Source organism: Cyanobium gracile UHCC 0281 (genome assembly GCF_034931305.1).
GTDB lineage: Bacteria > Cyanobacteriota > Cyanobacteriia > PCC-6307 > Cyanobiaceae > Cyanobium > Cyanobium gracile_A.
Map to the genome: position 1 here is coordinate 1 of NZ_JAYGHY010000020.1, position 16943 is coordinate 16943.

Below are 16943 nucleotides of genomic sequence, written 5' to 3' on the forward strand. Positions count from 1 at the left end.
GCCGTAGGCCTCGCCGGGGCGGCGGGGGCGGGCGGAGCCGGAACCGCGGCTGATGGGGCGGCCACCGGCGCCGGAGCCAAGACGGCGTGGGGTGCGATCAGCACCGGAATCGGGGCGGCGGTCAGGCCGCCGGTCGGGGCGGCGATCGCCGCGACGGTCAGGGGAGGGACTCATGGGCTGGCGGAGGGGGGACAGGGTTCGGTCTTCTCGAGATGGTCCAGCAGCTCAGCCAGCCGTCTGGGGTCCTGCAGAAAAAGCCATCCCAGCATCGTCTCAAATCCCGTGGCCTGCCCATAGGCCCGGGGGGCGCCGCGGCGGGGACCCCGTCCCGCCTGGTTTCGGCCGCGCAGCACCAGGCGGCGTTCCGCCTCGCTCAGCAGGGGATCCAGACGCCGCAGGGCTTCCGCCTGAGCTTCGGCCTGGACCTCCGCCACCACGGCGAGGTGAAGGTCGGCCGCCCGGGCCGGTAGCCGGCAGTGCCGCAGCCGCTGGTGCAGTTCCCAGACCGCATCCCCCAACCAGGCCAGCTGGGCCGTGGGCAGGGGTGTGGCGGGAACCTGGGCCGGTACGGAGGCCAGCCAGTGGCCAGGCCCCTCAGGCGGGGGCGAGGCTGCCAAGGGCGGAGTCCAGATCAGGTTGCAGGTGCAAGAAGGCCTCCAGGCGCACCAGCTTGACGGTCTGGACGACACGGGCGTTGCCGACCACGAGGAACTGGCGGGAGCTCTCGTTGAACAGCTTGGCGAGCTGCACCAGGGCACCGAGTCCGGAGGAGTCGATGAAATCGATGCGGCTGAGGTCAATGACGACCGGGAGGATGTCCCCCTTGTGCCGGTCGCTGATGAACTCGGTGAACTGCTTGTCGGAATAGGCGTCCAGTTGGCCCGTGAAACTGAACAGCAGGCACTCTTCCCGCCGTTCGCTGCCCCCTCTCAGGGAGACGGTCAGTCGCTGCAGGTCGGTGATGGCCCCAATCCTCAAGGTGTTGAACGCGCCGAACTGTAGAGACCCCTATCCCGAATGCGGGAACCGCAACGAAACGTGCCGATTCAGCGCCGTTCCGCCATCAGCGCCGCGAACCGGGCGAAATGGTGGTCGGCATCGTGGGGGCCGGGACTGGCCTCGGGGTGGTACTGGATGCCGAACACCGGCTGGTGGCGCAGTTCCAGGGCCGCCACCGTGTGGTCATTGAGGTTGCGGTGGGTGATCCGCACCCGCTCGGCCGGCAGAGAATCTGGATTGAGGGCGAAGCCGTGGTTCTGGCTCGTGATCTCCACCGAACCGGGGGAGCCACAGGGGTGGTTGAGGCCGCGATGGCCGTAGCCGAGCTTGAAGCTGCGGCCCCCCAGAGCCAGGCCAAGGATCTGATGACCCAGGCAGATGCCGAAGACGGGCAGCTGCGGTTGCTCCAGCAGGTCGCGGGCCAAGGTGATTCCTTCGCGCACCGCGGCTGGATCCCCCGGGCCGTTGGAAAGGAACACCCCCTCCGGCTCCAGCGCCAGCACCTGCTCCAGGCTGGCATCGGCCGGCAGCACGGTGACCGCACAGCCGTGGGCCACCAGGCGCTCGAGGATGGCCCGCTTGATGCCGAAATCGATCGCCACCACCCGGTAAGGGCTGACTGGACCGGGCTGGAGCCTGGAGTCGAAGGGGGCCGTGCAGGTGCGGTTCCACGTGTAGGGCTCCCGGGTGCTGACCCGGGCGGCCAGGTTGAGGCCATCCATGGACGGGGTGGCCAGCACCTCCCGCAGCAGGGTGGCCGGATCGGTGCCGTCGCTGGCGATGGCGCCGTTGATGGAACCACCCTCGCGCAGGTGGCGCACCAGGGCACGGGTATCGACGCCGCGGATTCCCACCACCCCCTGGCGGCTCAGCCAGTGGTCGAGGGTCTCCTCACAGCGCCAGCTGCTGGGTCGGGGGGCGAGCTGACGGACGATGCAGCCGCGGGCATGGGCCTGGTCCGCCTCCAGATCCTCACCGTTGACACCGGTGTTGCCGAGCTCCGGATAGGTGAAGGTGATCAGCTGGCCGGCGTAGCTCGGATCGGTGAGCACCTCCTGGTAGCCGGTCATGCCGGTGTTGAAGACCACCTCGCCGCAGACACGACCACGGGCCCCGCAGGCCACGCCCCGCAGCACGGTGCCGTCGGCCAGGACAAGCACGGCGGGAGCCTCGTCCAGGGCGGTACTGGGCTCGGCAGGGGCCTCCTGTGGGGTGTCCAGGGTGGCGTTGGCGGGAACAGTGATCATCCTTCAGAACCCGACAGCGCGGCCCGCAGCGCTTCCAACCTGGCCCAGGCGCTGCCGTCAGCCAGGGCCTGGCGGGCCCGGACCAGGGCCGCGGCGATGGACGGCTCCAGGCCGGCCGCCTTAAGCACCAGGGCAGCGTTGAGGGCCACCACATCCGCCTGGGCCTGGGTGCCCCGTCCCTGCAGGACCGCCTCCAGAATCAGCCGATTGGCCGCCACATCCCCACCCCTGAGCGCCTCCAGATCGGCTGGCGCCAGCCCCAGGGCCGCAGGATCGAGCCATTCGCTGCGCACCACCCCGTCCTCCAGGAGGCGCAGCTCACTGGGACCCGAGAGGGTGGCCTCATCCAGGCCGCCATGGCCATGGACGACGATGGCGCGCCGCTGGCCGAGGCGGCGCAGGGCGTCGGCCATCGGATCGAGCAGGTCGGGCCGGGCCACCCCCAGCACCTGGGCCTCGGGGGTGAGGGGATTGACGAGCGGTCCGAGCAGGTTGAAGACGGTGCGCACGCCAAGGCTGCGGCGCAAGGGGGCCATCCCCACCAGGGCGGGGTGCCAGCCCGGGGCGAACAGGAAGGTCACGCCGGTGCGCGGCAGGGCCTCCACCACCGTCGCCAGGGGGGCCCCCAGCTGCAGGCCCAGGGCCTCGAGCACGTCGGCCGATCCGACCCGGCCACTGGCACTGCGGTTACCGTGCTTGGCCACATGGGCCCCGCAGGCGGCGGCCGTGAAGGCCACGGCCGTGGAGATGTTGAAGCTGTCGGCGCCGGCGCCTCCGGTGCCACAGGTGTCGATCAGCTCCATCGGCGGCCGTTCCCCAGGCAGGGGGCAGGCCTCCCGCAGCACGGCGGCCATCGCCGCCAGCTCCTCACCGCTAGTGCCCTTGGCCCGCAGGGCCGCCAGCAAAGCACCGGTCAGGACGGGATCGATGGCGCCGGCCAGCCAGCCCCGCATCAGGGCCTCCGCCTGGTCGGCCTGGAGGTCCTGGCCGCACAAAAGCTGCTCCAGCAGCTGGGGCCAGGCGGGGGAGGCAGGCATCACCGAACGCTGAACCGTCAGCGGCAACTTAAAGCGAACCAGTCCCAGCCCTTGCGCCCCTCAGGCCACGAAAAGCAGGGTCCCCAAAAAAATAGCCCGGGTGCAGAGCACGCCGGGCCGGGTGATGGGGACGCTCCCACTATCGCCCGAGGAGCTCCATTCTGACCAACAGGCCGATAAACGGCGCCTTCTGGCTCAGCCGGCGTCGTCGGAGGCGGTATCGAAACCGGAGCCCACGGCCTCAGCCACTGGAGCGGCGCCCGGCCGGAACCCGGCCGCCCAGATGGCGCGGGTGCGGCCATGGAGCGCCTCGCCATCCAGCCCCCAGAGCCGCAGGATCTTTTCCAGGTCGTCGCGGATGTCGGCGGCCCCGGGGAAGCCCCGGTAACGCATCTGCAGCCGGGCCGCATCCACCAGATGCTCGTCCTGGGGACGCTCCACCGCCAACAACCGATCCACCGTCTCCCGGTCACTGGCATGGAGGGGATGGTTCTGGTCGTCCATGGCCCGGCAGCCCTTGGGCCCTAGGGAGCGATGCCTAGGTTAGGGGCCCCCGATGTCCCATCTCCCTGCATGAGCGCCCTGCGGCTGGATCTGATCGGGCGCTACCTCCGTCCGCACAGGCGCACGGTGCTGGTGGGGGCCGGTGCCCTGGTGGTGGTCAACCTGCTGGGGGTGGCCATCCCCCTGGTGGTGCGCCAGACGATCAACGCGCTCAAGCCCGGCTTCGTGATGGCGGACGTGCTGGGCGTGGCGGGGCTGATCGTCGTGATGGCCACGGTGATGGGCGCCACCCGCCTCTATTCCCGGATGCTGGTGTTCGGGGTCGGCCGGCAGGTGGAAGCGAGCCTGAAGGAGCGGATCTTCGACCACGTGCTCACCCAGGACCCCGGCTGGGTGCAGACCACCGGCAGCGGCGAGGTGATCAGCCGGGCCACCAGTGATGTGGAGAACATCCGGCGGCTGCTGGGCTTCGCCCTGCTGAGCCTCACCAATACGGTGCTGGCCTATGCCCTCACCCTGCCGGCGATGCTGGCGATCGACCCGCTGCTGAGCCTGGCGGCGGTGTCCCTCTACCCCGGCATGCTGATGGTGGTGCGCCTGTTCGGCGGCCGCATGATGAAACAGCAGCGCCGCCAGCAGGAGGTGCTCGCCAACCTCAGCGACCTGGTCCAGGAGGACCTCAGCGGCATCGGCGCCATCAAGATCTACGGCCAGGAGGCCACCGAGGAGAAGGCCTTCGCCGACCTCAACAAGGTGTACCTGGACGCCCAGCTCTCCCTGGCCCGCACCCGCAGCACCCTGTTTCCCCTGCTGGAGGGAATCGCCTCCCTCAGCCTGCTGCTGCTGCTGGCCCTGGGCAGCGGCCAGCTGGAAAGCGGCCGGCTCAGCATCGGCGATCTGGTGGCCCTGATCCTGTTTGTGGAGCGTCTGGTCTTCCCGACCGCCCTGCTGGGCTTCACCCTCAACACCTTCCAGACCGGCCAGGTGAGCCTGGAGCGGGTGGAAGCCCTGCTCAGCCACCCCCCTGCCATCGTGTCGCCCGCCGATCCGCTGCCCCCCGGTCGCCCGGCCCTCGGCACCGTCGTGGCCAGGGGACTCACAGTCCGGTACCCGGGGGCGGAGCGGCCGGCGCTGGAGGACCTCAGCTTCGCGATCCACCCCGGTGAGCTGGTGGCGGTGGTGGGACCGGTGGGTTGCGGCAAGACCACCCTGGCCCGGGCCCTGGGCCGGATGGTGGAGGTGCCCGCCGGCCAGCTGTTCCTCGATGGGGTCGATGTCACGCGGCTGCGGCTGAGCGATCTGCGACGCCAGGTCGCCCTGGTGCCCCAGGAGGGGTACCTGTTCACCGCCAGCCTGGCCGACAACCTGCGCTACGGCGATCCAGAGGCCGGCATGGAGCGGGTGGAGGAGGCCGCCCGCCAGGCACGCCTTGAGGGGGACATCAAGGGCTTCCCCGATGGCTACCGCACCCTGGTGGGGGAGCGGGGCATCACCCTGAGCGGCGGCCAGCGCCAGCGCACCGCCCTGGGGCGGGCGCTGCTGGTGGAGGCCCCCCTGCTGGTGCTCGATGACGCCCTGGCCAGTGTCGACAACACCACCGCGGCAGGCATTCTGCGGTCGGTGCGCGAGGAGCAGCAGCGCACGGTGGTGATGATCAGCCACCAGCTCTCGGCAGCGGCGGCCTGCGACCGGGTCCTGGTGCTCGAAGCGGGTCATCTCGTCCAGGAGGGGCACCACACCGACCTGCTGCAGCAGGAGGGCACTTACCGCCGGCTCTGGGACCGGGAAGAGGCGGTGCGCCAGCTCCAGGCCGCCTGAGCCAGCCGGGGCTGCACCAGCAGCTTTCGGCGCCAGGTTTCAAACAGATGTTGAGTTGCCCCTCCCAAGGACGGTGGCTGGGCTTACCTGGATGGGCCGTGGTTCCCACACCGCCTGCCACGCCGTCCCCATGGCCCCCACCCCGTCGCCCCTCAGCCACCTCTACAACGTTCGTTGCACCCTGACCTTCGGGGACATCTACGGCCAGGTCCTGATCTGGATGGCCGTGATCTTCGTGAGCCTGGCGGCGGGTCTGGCCCTGATGGGGGCGAGCCGGCCCCTGTTCGCCCTGGTGGGGGTGGGCCTGATCCTGGTGCTGTCGCTGCCCTTTCTGCTGTTCGCCTTCATCACCACCCTGCTGAACCACATCGCCCTGGTGCCGCAACAGGACCAACAGGGCGCTTCCTAGGGTTGGGGTCCTGACGGCAAAACGCCTTGTTCGGCCTCTTCAACAGCCCCTCGAGCAGCAGCAGCAACCCGGCCTCCGAAAAAGCAGGCAAGGTGGCCGCAGGCCTCCACGCCGTGCTCGGTACCCCACTGGCGGCGCCACCGATGGATGGCCAGGCGGAGGCCAAGTTCGGCTGCGGCTGCTTCTGGGGGGCGGAGAAGGGCTTCTGGCGGCTGCCCGGGGTGGTCACCACTGCGGTGGGCTATGCCGGCGGCCAGCTCGCCTCCCCCAGTTACGAGCAGGTCTGCAGCGGCCGCAGCGGCCATGCCGAGGTGGTGCGGGTGGTGTGGGACACGGCGCGCGTTTCCTTCGCCGATCTGCTCAAGCTGTTCTGGGAGTGCCACGACCCCACCCAGGGCAACCGCCAGGGCAATGACCGGGGCAGCCAGTACCGATCAGCCCTCTTCGTGGACGACCCCGCTCTTCTGGCCCTGGCCGAGGCCAGCCGTCAGGCCTACCAGGCGGCTCTCGATGCCGCTGGGGCTGGAACCATCACCACCGAGATCGGCGCCGGCAGACGCTTTCACTTTGCCGAGCCCTACCACCAGCAGTACCTGGCCAAGCCCGGAAGCCGCCCCTACTGCTCCGCCCAGCCCACGGGAGTCCGCCTCGGCCCCTTCCCCGACGCCACCTATCTCCTTCCCGCCAGTGTGTGGGAAAGCTATGACTGGGCCATCCCCCATTGCGTCCTTCGCGGCGACAATGCGCCGATCGCCCTCGTCTGACCGCCTCCTCCATGGCCGCCCCCCCGCTGCTCGCGCTCGGACTCCTGCCCCTGCTGACGATGCAGTCTCCCTGGTGGGAGAACTACGACATCAGGGAGCGGTTCCTCTGCGGTGGCCGCGTCTCGGTGGTGCTGGAGCGCAATGCCTCCCAGGCCTCCCTGATCGCCGGCCGCACCCGGTCGACCCTGTTCCGGGAGGAATCGGACGCTCCGGGCCTTCGCTACCAGAACGAAAGCCTGCGGGTGATCCTGCGCGGCGATGAACTGACCCTCGAACAGCTGCCCAGTCGCCGGATCTGCGTGCGCAGCGAACAGGTATGAAGCCCCTCTCCGATCGGGTGGTGATCGTGGCCCTGATCGCCGCCGTCGGGATCTGCTTCGCCCTGGCCTTCTGGACCGTGCGGCTGCATCCCTCCGGCGAACCGCCGTTGCAGTGGCGCCAGGGGCCCAGCGCCCTGGCGCCGACCTTCCTTTCGTGAGAGACCCCGCCGAGGACCGGGACCAGCCCAGACGCCAGCTGCATCCGCTGCCAAAGGGACTGGTCGAGCTCTACGGCCTGCTGGCGGTGTTGTTCGTGCTGGTGCCGGAATGGATGGCCGGCGGCGCCCTGAAGGGCTTCAGGGAGGGTCGGGAAGGCTCCGAGCTGCCCCTGCCGTCGATGGCCTGGCAGCGGCTGCCGGAACTGCAGCTGGCCACGATGGGGCTGGCGGAGCTGCGGCTGATGGCCCGGCGCGAGCGCCTCTGTGGCTACACGGTGATGGGGCGCCAGCGGCTCACCAATCGCCTGATGCGGCGCCTGTCCAGGCGCCGCGGCACCCCCAGGACGCTGTGATAGCTTCATTCCGCCGGGGCGTAGCGCAGCTTGGTAGCGCACCACTTTGGGGTAGTGGGGGTCGTGGGTTCGAATCCCGCCGCTCCGATTCAGCCGGTCCACCGAACGTTCCGCCCATGGGTTCGTCGGTCGTTGTTCGTACTGTCAGCTGATCAGATCAGCTGATTTTTTTTGGCCGTTCAGCGGTCAGTGCAGCCTGGTGGCGACGTTGAAGCGCACCAGCCAGAGGTTGACGCGCCGACGCAGCCGGGGAGGCACCTCCTGCACCAGCTGGAACAGCTCCTGGGAGGCCAGGCGGCGCAGGGCGCGGACATCGACCCTCCAGAGGGCCTCCGCCTCCCGGATCAGCCGTGCCCAGGTGCGGGCCGTCTGCCAGCGGCGCACGCGGTGCTGCGCGGGTTCGGCGCCCTCACCGGAGCTGGTTGGCAGCCGGGTGACCATGACGGCGGCGCCGAAACAACACTCCAAGGGTGGGGAGGCGGCGGCGAAGCGCCCCGGATCATCGGATCTGCTTCAACCATCGAAACAAAAACGGAAGATCCGCTGCCGACCTCAGGCACTCCTGGCCAGGACTTCGGCCGCGGAGGGATCCGGCACCACCTGGACCGGAAAGGCCAGGGCCTCTGCCTCCCGCCGGCTCAGCCGGCGGCTCCAGGCCCTTGGCACCGCTTCGTTCCAGCGGAAGCCGGCTTCCCGGGCGCGGTGACGCTCGGCATAGGGAAGGTCCGCCCGGTAGAGGCTGCGGGGCTCCAGGGCGGCCTGCAGCAGAGCCTCCAGGTCGGTGCAGCGCTCGAAGACCTGGGCCAGGTAGATGCAGTCGGTCAGGGCCCGGTGGGCCGCCCACACCGGCACGCCGTAGGCCAGGGCCAGGTCACGGACCGAGGGAGTGTTGCGCAGCTGGCGCTCCGTCGGCCAGCGGATGTCCTCCATCGAGCAGATCCAGGGGCGATCCAGCACCGGCAGCGGCCCCAGGCCGAACCACTGACGGTCGAAGGCGACGTTGTGGGCCACCAGGGCCTCACAGGCCCCCACCATGGCCCGGAAGCAGGCCAGGGCCTCCTGCCAGGGCTGCTCCAGGCGCGTCACGGCGGCGGGGATGCCGTTGATGCCCTCGGCGGCGTTACCGGCGCAGGGCATCAGGAAGGACACCTGGCTGAGCACGGCCCTGTGGGGCACATGGAAGAGGATCGCCCCCACCTCGATGCACTGTCCCTGCAGGGTGGAGAGCCCGGTGGTCTCCGTGTCAAGGATCAGCAGGGTCTCAGGAACGCGGGGCAGGGCCCGCGCTGGGCGGCCGGCGCAGGAGGGCAGGGACAGGGGGGCCGGCCGGGTCGCGGAGGCGGGGGACGGCTCGGTGGGGGCCGGATCCGGAGCTGACACCCGTGCCGGAGCCGGGGCGGCCGGCCCCGGCGCGGCCATGGCCAGCAGATCATCCTGTTGCCAGAGACCGGGTTGCTCCTGCATCGGGCGTCGTCCGCACGCACCCCCATCGTCGCAACCCGGGCAAGGCCCCGCCGGGGCCGTGCTTCCTAGGCTGGTTCGATCCCGTTGCCTCCCCGCGTTCCGTGGCTCCAGCCCTCGCCCCCGGCGACACCGTCCCCCTGATCGCCCTCCCCGACCAGGCCGGCACGGTACGGCGCAGTGACCAGCTGGACGGCAAGGCCCTGGTGCTGTTCTTCTACCCCAAGGACGACACCCCTGGCTGCACCATGGAGGCCTGCGCCTTCCGCGACAGCTACGCCGACCTGCAGGGGCTCGGGGCCGCGGTGTGGGGCGTCAGCGGCGACGATGCCGCCAGCCATCGGCGTTTCGCCAACCGCCACCGTCTGCCGTTCCCCTTGCTGGTGGATGCCGGCAACCGGCTGCGCAAGGCCTTCGGTGTGCCCAGCGTGCTGGGCCTGCTGCCCGGCAGGGTCACCTACGTCATCGATGGACAGGGGGTGGTCCGCCATGTCTTCAACAACCTGCTCGACGGCCCGGCCCACCGGCGCGAGGCCCTCGACGCCCTACGGGGCCTCCAGGGCTCCTGAAGGGCACCGCGATCACTCGGGGAGGGTTTGAACGATGACGCCGTGGCGACAGCAGGGGGAGCTCTGGACGCTCGAGCCCACGGGCCGGCCCCGCGGGCTGATCGAGTTCATCGGTGGCAGCTACCTGGCCGCCACCCCCCAGCTGAGCTATCGGCGCTTTCTTGAGGCCCTGGCCGCCAGGGGCTGGCGGATCCATGCCTGGAGCTACGTGCCCGGCTTCGACCACCAGGCCCAGGCCAACGCCGCCTGGCGCCTGTTCCGCCAGCTGCGGGAACAGCAGGCCGGGCCCGCCGAGGCTGCCCTGCTGCGGCTGGGCCACAGCCTGGGCTGCAAGCTGCACCTGCTCGCCCCCGATGGCGGCCGCCGCTGTGATGGCCTGGTGGCCCTCAGCTTCAACAACTTCTCGGCCGAGCGCTCGATCCCCTTCCTGGCCGAGCTGGGCCAGCAGTTCCGTTTCCGCAGCGAGTTCAGCCCCTCCCCCGAGGCCACCCTGCTCCAGATCGGCAGCAGCTACCGCCAGCCCCGCAACCTGCTGGTGCGCTTCAGCCGCGACACGATCGACCAGAGCGCCCGGCTGATCGACGTGCTGCAGGCCAGGGTCGGTGATGCCTCCAGCCTGGTGGAATTGCCCGGGGATCACCTCTCCCCGGCCAGCGGCGGCCTGCGCAAGCAGTTCCTTGGCGACTGGGCCGATGATCCGGCCCGCCAGCGGGGCATGGAGCGACTGGCGGAGCAGATCAGCACCTGGAGCGGGGCTGCCTGAGGCGGCCTCACACCCGCAGCTGGTCGAGCACCGAACGGTCCTCGAGGGTGGAGGTGTCACCGCTCACCTCCTGCCCGGCCGCCAGGGAGCGCAGGATCCGGCGCATGATCTTGCCGCTGCGGGTCTTGGGCAGGGAGTCGGTGAAGCGGATGATGTCGGGCCGGGCGATCGGTCCGATCTCCAGGCCCACATGGCGGCGCAACTCCGCCTCCAGGGCCGCATCGCCGTCCACCCCCACATCCAGGGTGACGAAGGCCACGATTCCTTCCCCCTTGAGATCATCGGGCCGGCCCACCACCGCGGCTTCCGCCACGGACGGGTGGCTCACCAGGGCCGATTCGATCTCCATCGTGCCCAGCCGGTGGCCGGAGACGTTGATGACGTCATCGACCCGTCCCATGACCCAGAAGTAGCCGTCGGCGTCGCGGCGGGCGCCGTCGCCGGCGAAATAGAGGTAGCTGCCGTCAGCGGGCCGGATGTGCTCCCAATAGCTGCGGCGGAAGCGGTCGGGATCACCGTGCACGGTGCGCATCATCCCCGGCCAGGGCCGCCGCACCGCCAGATAGCCCCCCTGCCCCGTCGGCACACTGTTGCCCTCCAGATCCACCACGTCGGCGACGATGCCCGGCAGGGGCAGGGTGGCCGAGCCGGGCTTGGTGGGGGTGGCTCCGGGCAGGGGGCTGATCATCACCCCACCGGTCTCGGTCTGCCACCAGGTGTCCACCACGGGGCAGCGGTCGCCACCGATCACGTCGCGGTACCACATCCAGGCTTCGGGATTGATCGGCTCGCCGACTGTGCCGAGGATGCGCAGGCTGGACATGTCGTAGCGGTCGGGCACCTCGCGGCCGCTCTTCATGAAGGCGCGGATGGCCGTGGGGGCGGTGTAGAAGATCGTCACCCGGTGCTTCTCGATCACCTCCCAGAAGGCCCCGGGCTTGGCGGGCCGTGGTGCTCCCTCGTACATGAGCGTGGTGGCGCCGTTGGAGAGGGGCCCGTAGACGATGTAGCTGTGGCCGGTGATCCAGCCCACATCGGCGGTGCACCAGTGGATGTCGTCCTCGCGGATGTCGAAGATCCACTGGAAGGTGAGATGGGCCCAGAGGTTGTAGCCGGCGGTGGTGTGCACCACCCCCTTGGGTTTGCCGGTGGAGCCGGAGGTGTAGAGCACGAAGAGGCGGTCTTCGCTGGCCATGGGCACGGCTGGGCAGTCGGCGCTCTGGCCGTCCACCAGCTCATGCCACCAGAGGTCGCGGCCGGCCTCGAAGCCGGTGGCCTCGCCGGTGCGGCGCACCACCAGCACATGCTCGACGCTCGGGCAACCCTCTGACAGGGCCTGATCCACCGCCGGCTTGAGGGACACGGCCTTGTCCTTGCGGAATCCGCCGTCGGCGGTGATCACCAGCTTCACCTGCCCGTCGTTGAGGCGGTCGCGCAGGGCCTCGGCGGAGAAGCCGCCGAACACCACCGAGTGTGGAGCCCCGATGCGGGCGCAGGCCAGCATGGCGATGGCCGCCTCCGGCACCATCGGCATGTACAGGGCCACCAGATCCCCTTTGCCCACACCGAGGGCCTTGAGGGCGTTGGCCGCACGGCAGACCTCGGCGTGCAGCTCGCGGTAGGTGAAGCGGCGGACGTCGCCCGGTTCGCCTTCCCAGATCAGGGCCGTCTTGTCGGCGCGGGGGCCCTCCAGATGGCGATCGAGGCAGTTGTAGGAGAGGTTGGTGGTGCCCCCCTCGAACCAGCGGGCGAAGGGCGGGTTGCTCCAGTCGAGCACCGTGTCGAAGGGCTCGAACCAGTCCAGTTCCCGCCGGGCCGCCTCACCCCAGAAGCCATCGGGATCGGCCTGGGCCTGCGCCATCAGCGCGTCGTAGGCGGCCATCGAACCGATGCGGGCCGCGGCGGCCAGCTCCGGCGGCGGATCGAACTGCCGCTGTTCCTGGAGCACCGACTCGATCGTGGGCGAGGAGTCCTGGGTCATGGCAAAGCCTGCCGAGCGCTCTGGGGCATGGTGCATTCAACCGCAGACAGGCCACGCTGGAAGGACACGGCTCCCATCCCATGCCTGCCTGGCTGACGATCCTGCTGGTGATGGGCCTGGTGATCGCCGTCCTGACCCCGAGCCGCCAGCAGTTCGCCTGGTTCCTGCGGCTCAGGCGCCCCCGCTGGCTCACCTTCGAGCGCTGGATCCCGGTGATCTGGTCGGTCATCTACCTGTGCTTCTACGCCTCGGCCCTGATCCGCTGGTGGGCCGGTGGGGTGACAGCGCCCCTGGCCATGGTGGGCTACCTGGTGCTGCTCGTTCTGGTGCAGAGCTACACGCTGCTGATCTGCCGCACCCGGCGGCTCGCCTGGGGAACGGCGGCGGGCCTGGCCGGCTGGCTCTGGGGCCTGGGCCTGGCACTGGCGCTGCTGAGCGTGTCACGGCCCGCCAGCCTGCTGCTGGCGCCCTTCCTGCTCTGGAGCCCGATCGGCACCGTCGTGACCTGGCGGATGCAGAAGCTGAACCGCTGAGGCCGCCAGGCCCTGAAGCACCGATCGGGCCGATCAGGGCTGCTCATCGCTGCTTGGCAAGTTCGCCCGGCGGCGTTAGCCAGGGGGCGAACCCACGGGAATGGAGCGGAAGGCCATGGAGGAGCAGCCGATCACGCCCCATGCCGGCCCGACACGTGACGCCGATGGCAACCTCACCTATGTGGGGGACGACGGTCGCCGCTACGTGGTGGGTCTGCCGCCGGACATCGATGAAGACAACGTCGAGAAGGTGATGACCCTGCTGCGGGGCGGCACCGGGCTGTTTCAGCAGATCGAGGCCCTCTGCCACCGCTGGATCCATGAGGTGGGCGGCAGCGAGCTCGATGAGCGGGCCGCCCTGGTGCTGCTGCTCACCACCCTGGAAACCGCCCTGGAGGACCGTTACCCCGAGAACGATCCGTCCTGATGCAGGCTGGGGGCATGCCCCAGCGACCCGCCGCCTGCCTGTTCGATCTCGACGGTCTGCTGCTGGACACCGAACCGGCCCATGCCAAGGCCTGGCAGGAGGCGTCCAGCCGCTTCGGCCGCCCCCTCTCTGGGGCCGAACTGCTCAGCCTGCGGGGCCGGCGGCGCCTCGACTGCGCCATCCAGGTGCAGCAGTGGATCGTTGCCGCAGGCGGGGCCCCAGTCAGGGTCCAGGAGTTGCTGGCCGTGCGTCAGCCGATCGCCGAGGCCCTGCTGGCTTCGGCCCCGGCCATGCCCGGCGCCGAGGCCCTGGTGCGCCGTTGTGCTGCCCTGGGGATCCCCATGGCCCTGGCCACCAGCAGCGCACGCCAGGCCGTGGCGGTGAAAGTGGCCCCCCACCCCTGGATGGCCCTGATCCGCGAACGGGTCCATGGCGATGACCCAGACCTCGGCGGCGGCAAACCCGCCCCCGACCCCTTCCTGCTGGCGGCCCGGCGCCTGGGGGTAGCCGCATCGGCGTGCTGGGCGTTCGAAGACTCCAGCGCCGGTGTGGCCGCCGCCCTGGGCGCCGGCTGCCGGGTGCACGTGCTGCTGCCTCCGGGGCTGGACTGCCAGGCCTACCCCGAGGGGGTGATCTGTCTCAACTCTTTGGAAGAGGTGGAGCTGGATCAGTAAAGACGGCTGAGGACGAACTCCGGCAGGGCACGCAGGGCGCTGCGGGGCTCGGAGGGGGGCAACCACTCGATCGCCTCATGGGCCTCGCGGGCAAAGCCCTCAGCCAGGGCGCGGGCCCGGCCGATGGCCTCACAGCCACGCACCATGGCCAGGGCCTGGTCGAGGTCACCGGCCTCGCAGAACTCCCGCTCGATCAGCCCGGCCAGGGCCGGCCGCTCCTCAAGGGCATAGAGCACTGGAGCAGTGAGGTAGCCCGAAGCCAGGTCGCTGGCGGCGGGCTTGCCGAGCTGCTGATCGCTGGCGGTGAAATCGAGGATGTCATCCACCACCTGGAAGGCCAGGCCAAGTTGGCGACCAAAGCGGTAGAGGGCATCCAGGCGCGGCTCGGGCAGACCGGTGAGCACCCCGGCGGCGCGGGCACTGTTGGCGATCAGCGAGGCGGTTTTGCAGTAGCTCTTCTCGAGGTAAGTCTCGAAGCTCTGGCCGGTGTCGTAGCGGAACAGACCCTGGCGCACCTCGCCATCGGCCAGGTCCATGATCACGCGGGAGAGCAGTTTCACCACCTCGAGATCATCGAGGTTGGCGAGGTGCCAGCTGGCCTGGGCGAAGAGAAAATCGCCGGCCAGCACCGCAACGCGATGGTTGAAGCGGCTGTGCACGGTGGCCACGCCCCGGCGGGTGGCCGCCTCATCCACCACGTCGTCGTGGACGAGGGAAGCGGTGTGGATCATCTCGGTGATCTCCGCCAGCCGCCGGTGCCGGGGGCTGAGGCCCCCATCGGGGGCGATGGCCCGGGACAGCAACAGCACAATGCCCGGCCGCAACCGCTTACCACCGGCCGCGAACAGGTGCTCGGCAGCGGCCTGAAGAATCGGATGGCCGGCGCCGATCAGGCTGCGCAGGTCGGCCAGCAGGGCATCGAGGTCGGACTCCACCGGCTGGAGCAACTCTGCAACCGTCGCCACGTCACCTCCACGATGAAAGGATCCTAGGGGCCGTGCCTCAATAGGCGCGGGTGGGCGACTGCAGGCTGACGCTGCGCACCGCCGGCCGGCTTCCCAGCCAGGCCGCTGCCGCGGTGGCGAAGGCCTCGGCGGGCCCGGTGACACAGAAACGGGTGCGCTCCAGGGGCGGCCGCACCGACTCCACCGCCTGGTCGACCTCGGGGGAATCGCCCAGGCTGGCCAGCAAGGGTCCGAGGCGCTGGGCGGCCGCCAGGGCAGGGTCCACCAGCTGCACATCCGGGGGGAGCAGCTCGGCCAGCAGCGCCCGCAGCAGCGGGTAGTGGGTGCAGCCCAGCACGATGGTGTCCACCTCCGCCTCCAGCAACGGGGCCAGGTAGCGGGCGGCGGCAGCGCGCAGCTCGGGAGCCTGCAGATCGCCCGCCTCGATCATGGGCACGAAGGCCGGGCAGCCCATCTCCAGCACCCTGGCCGAGGGGCGACAGGCCTGGATCGAGCGCCGGTAGGCGCCACTGGCGGCGGTGGCCGGGGTGGCCAGCACCCCGACGCGGTCGCTGGTGAGATCGCTGGCCAGGCTGTCGATCAGCCCCACCACGGGCACGCCCGCCTCGCCCACGGCCACGTCGAGGGCCAGGGCGTTGGAGGTGTTGCAGGCCATCACCAGCACCCCCACCCCCTGCAAGCGCAGCCAGTGCACCACCTCCGAGGCGATCGCCCGAATCTCCTCCTTCGAGCGCTGCCCATAGGGAACCCGGGCCGTGTCCCCGAGATAGAGGCAGGGGGAGTGGGGATAGAGGGCATGGACCTGGCGCAGCACGGTGAGACCGCCGAGGCCGCTGTCGAACAGGCCTACCAGGAGGCTCAAGAGGCCCCCTGGAGGTAGTTGAGGATGCCCGCCGAGATGGCCAGCGCCAGGCGGCGCCGGAAGTTGGGATCGGCCAGGCGGGGCGCGTCCAGCCGGCCGGTGACGAAGCCCATCTCGGTGAGCACCGCCGGCATCACCGTGCGGCGAATCACGAAGAACCGGCCCGGCCGGGCGCCGCGATCGGGCGTCCCTGGCGAGATCGCCATGATCTGGGACTGGATCGCCTGGGCCAGCCGCAGGGAGTTGCCCGACTGGAAATAGAACGTCTCCACGCCGTTCACATCCGGGCGGGCCATGCTCAGGGCATTGGCGTGGATGCTCACGAAGACATCAGCGTTGCTGCTGTTGGCCAGCGACACCCGCGGCGGCAGGTCAACGTCCACGTCTGAGGTGCGCGTCATCAGCACCTGCACCCCCCGGGCCTGGAGCAGCTGGGCCACCTGCAGGCTCACATCCAGAACGATGTCCGTCTCCCGCAGACCACCGATGCCCACGGCCCCGGGATCGGGGCCGCCGTGGCCGGGGTCGATCACCACCCGGAAGCGCCCCCGGGGCACCGCCGGCAAACCGTCGGTGGAGAGAGGCCGTCCCGAGGTGGTCCTTCCCCTGTTGCTGAAGCCACTGGGGCGGGAGGCGGTCCAGCTCGAAGGGGTGGCGTCCATGTCGCCCTCGCCGACATTGCGTGTGAAGCCACTCAGGGGCAGACCGGTGAGGGTGAGGCGCCAGCGATCCCGGGACGTGCCCACGAGTCGCAGCTGGCGCGGATCGAGGCGGGTGCCGGGCCTGAATTCGAGCACCAGCCGGGTGGTGCCGGGATCAGGCCGGCCGATGCGCACTTCCCGCACCAGGCCGCCGACGGGCACCGAACGGCTGCGCTGGGGGGCACCGGGCAGGTCCACCCACACCCGGGGGCCGGTGGGGCCGGACCCCTCCTCGTAGAAGGCCTGCAGCCGCACCCCGGGGGAGGTGCGCAGCTCCAGCACCCCCTCCCGGCTGAGGCGCCAGGCGGAAAGGGCGCTCGCCGCCTGGGCAGGCAGGGCCCCGAGCAGCAGGGGCAGGCTCAGCAACCAGGCGAATCGCGACGCACGCACTCCCATGA

22 protein-coding genes and 1 tRNA gene are annotated in these 16943 nt (G+C 70.3%); 12 read left to right on the forward strand and 11 right to left on the reverse strand.

Going from position 1 to position 16943, the window contains the following annotated elements:
- Positions 1-170: 170 nt before the first annotated feature.
- From VB739_RS07925 to VB739_RS07945, 5 genes are all read right to left on the reverse strand, one after another.
- Positions 171-578 carry a Mini-ribonuclease 3 gene (locus tag VB739_RS07925; protein WP_323356601.1) on the reverse strand — a complete coding sequence of 136 codons (408 nt, stop codon included), beginning with the start codon at positions 576-578 and terminating at the stop codon, positions 171-173.
- A 16-nt stretch (positions 579-594) separates the two neighbouring features.
- A complete protein-coding gene (locus VB739_RS07930) occupies positions 595-978 on the reverse strand; it encodes an STAS domain-containing protein (protein WP_323356555.1) in 384 nt (127 codons plus the stop codon).
- Positions 979-1046: 68 nt separating this feature from the next.
- Positions 1047-2246: a glutamine-hydrolyzing carbamoyl-phosphate synthase small subunit gene (gene carA / locus VB739_RS07935; RefSeq protein ID WP_323356556.1), complete on the reverse strand. Its 1200-nt coding sequence runs from the start codon at positions 2244-2246 to the stop codon at positions 1047-1049.
- A complete protein-coding gene (trpD, locus tag VB739_RS07940; protein ID WP_323356557.1) occupies positions 2243-3283 on the reverse strand; it encodes an anthranilate phosphoribosyltransferase in 1041 nt (346 codons plus the stop codon). The genes carA and trpD overlap by 4 nt, the downstream gene beginning before the upstream one ends.
- 195 nt (positions 3284-3478) lie before the next feature.
- Positions 3479-3787 (reverse strand): DUF3288 family protein, encoded by a 309-nt coding sequence (locus VB739_RS07945; RefSeq protein WP_323356558.1) that lies wholly within the window; start codon positions 3785-3787, stop codon positions 3479-3481.
- Positions 3788-3856: 69 nt separating this feature from the next.
- Between VB739_RS07945 and VB739_RS07950 the strand changes: the two genes are divergently transcribed.
- From VB739_RS07950 to VB739_RS07980, 7 genes are all read left to right on the forward strand, one after another.
- Positions 3857-5605, forward strand: a complete 1749-nt coding sequence (locus VB739_RS07950; RefSeq protein WP_323356559.1) for an ABC transporter ATP-binding protein — start codon at positions 3857-3859, stop codon at positions 5603-5605.
- A 130-nt stretch (positions 5606-5735) separates the two neighbouring features.
- On the forward strand, positions 5736-6014 hold the full coding sequence (locus tag VB739_RS07955; protein WP_323356602.1) for a hypothetical protein: 279 nt from the start codon (positions 5736-5738) through the stop codon (positions 6012-6014).
- A 26-nt stretch (positions 6015-6040) separates the two neighbouring features.
- A complete protein-coding gene (msrA, locus tag VB739_RS07960) occupies positions 6041-6778 on the forward strand; it encodes a peptide-methionine (S)-S-oxide reductase MsrA (protein WP_416233311.1) in 738 nt (245 codons plus the stop codon).
- An 11-nt stretch (positions 6779-6789) separates the two neighbouring features.
- Positions 6790-7098: a hypothetical protein gene (locus tag VB739_RS07965; RefSeq protein ID WP_323356560.1), complete on the forward strand. Its 309-nt coding sequence runs from the start codon at positions 6790-6792 to the stop codon at positions 7096-7098.
- Complete coding sequence (locus tag VB739_RS07970; protein WP_323356561.1) at positions 7095-7256, forward strand: hypothetical protein; 162 nt, start codon at positions 7095-7097, stop codon at positions 7254-7256. Before VB739_RS07965 ends, VB739_RS07970 begins: the two co-directional genes overlap by 4 nt.
- Positions 7253-7609 carry a hypothetical protein gene (locus tag VB739_RS07975; RefSeq protein WP_323356562.1) on the forward strand — a complete coding sequence of 119 codons (357 nt, stop codon included), beginning with the start codon at positions 7253-7255 and terminating at the stop codon, positions 7607-7609. Before VB739_RS07970 ends, VB739_RS07975 begins: the two co-directional genes overlap by 4 nt.
- Positions 7610-7623: 14 nt before the next feature.
- Positions 7624-7697: transfer RNA gene (locus VB739_RS07980), tRNA-Pro, on the forward strand.
- A 98-nt stretch (positions 7698-7795) separates the two neighbouring features.
- Here VB739_RS07980 and VB739_RS07985 read toward each other — a convergent pair.
- Both VB739_RS07985 and VB739_RS07990 read right to left on the reverse strand, forming a co-directional pair.
- Positions 7796-8050, reverse strand: a complete 255-nt coding sequence (locus VB739_RS07985) for a hypothetical protein (protein ID WP_216908421.1) — start codon at positions 8048-8050, stop codon at positions 7796-7798.
- Between the two features lie 111 nt (positions 8051-8161).
- A complete protein-coding gene (locus VB739_RS07990) occupies positions 8162-9073 on the reverse strand; it encodes a 3'-5' exonuclease (protein ID WP_323356563.1) in 912 nt (303 codons plus the stop codon).
- A gap of 101 nt (positions 9074-9174) precedes the next feature.
- On the opposite strand from VB739_RS07990, the gene VB739_RS07995 reads away from it, so the two are divergent.
- The gene (locus tag VB739_RS07995) at positions 9175-9639 is read left to right on the forward strand and encodes a peroxiredoxin (RefSeq protein ID WP_323356564.1); all 465 of its coding nucleotides are present in this window, start codon (positions 9175-9177) and stop codon (positions 9637-9639) included.
- Positions 9640-9673: 34 nt separating this feature from the next.
- Positions 9674-10402 (forward strand): DUF1350 family protein, encoded by a 729-nt coding sequence (locus VB739_RS08000; RefSeq protein ID WP_323356565.1) that lies wholly within the window; start codon positions 9674-9676, stop codon positions 10400-10402.
- 7 nt (positions 10403-10409) lie between these two features.
- Here the strand turns inward: VB739_RS08000 and acs are convergent, their stop codons facing one another.
- Complete coding sequence (acs, locus tag VB739_RS08005) at positions 10410-12383, reverse strand: acetate--CoA ligase (RefSeq protein ID WP_323356566.1); 1974 nt, start codon at positions 12381-12383, stop codon at positions 10410-10412.
- Positions 12384-12463: 80 nt separating this feature from the next.
- On the opposite strand from acs, the gene VB739_RS08010 reads away from it, so the two are divergent.
- The 3 genes from VB739_RS08010 to VB739_RS08020 all read left to right on the forward strand — a co-directional run bounded on the left by VB739_RS08010 (position 12464) and on the right by VB739_RS08020 (position 14017).
- Entirely contained in the window at positions 12464-12916 is a 453-nt protein-coding gene (locus tag VB739_RS08010) for a TspO/MBR family protein (RefSeq protein ID WP_323356567.1), read from the forward strand.
- A 100-nt stretch (positions 12917-13016) separates the two neighbouring features.
- Entirely contained in the window at positions 13017-13343 is a 327-nt protein-coding gene (locus tag VB739_RS08015) for a hypothetical protein (RefSeq protein ID WP_323356568.1), read from the forward strand.
- 14 nt (positions 13344-13357) lie between these two features.
- Entirely contained in the window at positions 13358-14017 is a 660-nt protein-coding gene (locus VB739_RS08020; RefSeq protein ID WP_323356569.1) for an HAD-IA family hydrolase, read from the forward strand.
- On the opposite strand, the gene sds is transcribed toward VB739_RS08020, so the two are convergent.
- From sds to VB739_RS08035, 3 genes are read right to left on the reverse strand one after another with little or no spacing between them, the layout of a single operon-like run.
- Positions 14011-14982 (reverse strand): solanesyl diphosphate synthase, encoded by a 972-nt coding sequence (gene sds / locus VB739_RS08025; RefSeq protein ID WP_216908406.1) that lies wholly within the window; start codon positions 14980-14982, stop codon positions 14011-14013. The two genes, VB739_RS08020 and sds, sit on opposite strands and share 7 nt — an antisense overlap.
- Before the next feature lie 37 nt (positions 14983-15019).
- Positions 15020-15844: a glutamate racemase gene (gene murI, locus VB739_RS08030; RefSeq protein ID WP_323356570.1), complete on the reverse strand. Its 825-nt coding sequence runs from the start codon at positions 15842-15844 to the stop codon at positions 15020-15022.
- Positions 15841-16941, reverse strand: a complete 1101-nt coding sequence (locus tag VB739_RS08035) for an N-acetylmuramoyl-L-alanine amidase (RefSeq protein WP_323356571.1) — start codon at positions 16939-16941, stop codon at positions 15841-15843. Before VB739_RS08035 ends, murI begins: the two co-directional genes overlap by 4 nt.
- Positions 16942-16943 lie beyond the last annotated feature (2 nt).

Coding starts and splice junctions, on each gene's coding strand:
- carA (WP_323356556.1), bottom strand. CDS start 2,246: ATGATCACTGTTCCCGCCAACGCCACCCTGGACACCCCACAGGAGGCC.
- trpD (WP_323356557.1), bottom strand. CDS start 3,283: ATGCCTGCCTCCCCCGCCTGGCCCCAGCTGCTGGAGCAGCTTTTGTGC.
- VB739_RS07945 (WP_323356558.1), bottom strand. CDS start 3,787: ATGGACGACCAGAACCATCCCCTCCATGCCAGTGACCGGGAGACGGTG.
- VB739_RS07950 (WP_323356559.1), top strand. CDS start 3,857: ATGAGCGCCCTGCGGCTGGATCTGATCGGGCGCTACCTCCGTCCGCAC.
- VB739_RS07955 (WP_323356602.1), top strand. CDS start 5,736: ATGGCCCCCACCCCGTCGCCCCTCAGCCACCTCTACAACGTTCGTTGC.
- VB739_RS07965 (WP_323356560.1), top strand. CDS start 6,790: ATGGCCGCCCCCCCGCTGCTCGCGCTCGGACTCCTGCCCCTGCTGACG.
- VB739_RS07970 (WP_323356561.1), top strand. CDS start 7,095: ATGAAGCCCCTCTCCGATCGGGTGGTGATCGTGGCCCTGATCGCCGCC.
- VB739_RS07985 (WP_216908421.1), bottom strand. CDS start 8,050: ATGGTCACCCGGCTGCCAACCAGCTCCGGTGAGGGCGCCGAACCCGCG.
- VB739_RS07990 (WP_323356563.1), bottom strand. CDS start 9,073: ATGCAGGAGCAACCCGGTCTCTGGCAACAGGATGATCTGCTGGCCATG.
- VB739_RS08000 (WP_323356565.1), top strand. CDS start 9,674: ATGACGCCGTGGCGACAGCAGGGGGAGCTCTGGACGCTCGAGCCCACG.
- acs (WP_323356566.1), bottom strand. CDS start 12,383: ATGACCCAGGACTCCTCGCCCACGATCGAGTCGGTGCTCCAGGAACAG.
- VB739_RS08010 (WP_323356567.1), top strand. CDS start 12,464: ATGCCTGCCTGGCTGACGATCCTGCTGGTGATGGGCCTGGTGATCGCC.
- VB739_RS08015 (WP_323356568.1), top strand. CDS start 13,017: ATGGAGCGGAAGGCCATGGAGGAGCAGCCGATCACGCCCCATGCCGGC.
- VB739_RS08020 (WP_323356569.1), top strand. CDS start 13,358: ATGCCCCAGCGACCCGCCGCCTGCCTGTTCGATCTCGACGGTCTGCTG.
- VB739_RS08035 (WP_323356571.1), bottom strand. CDS start 16,941: ATGGGAGTGCGTGCGTCGCGATTCGCCTGGTTGCTGAGCCTGCCCCTG.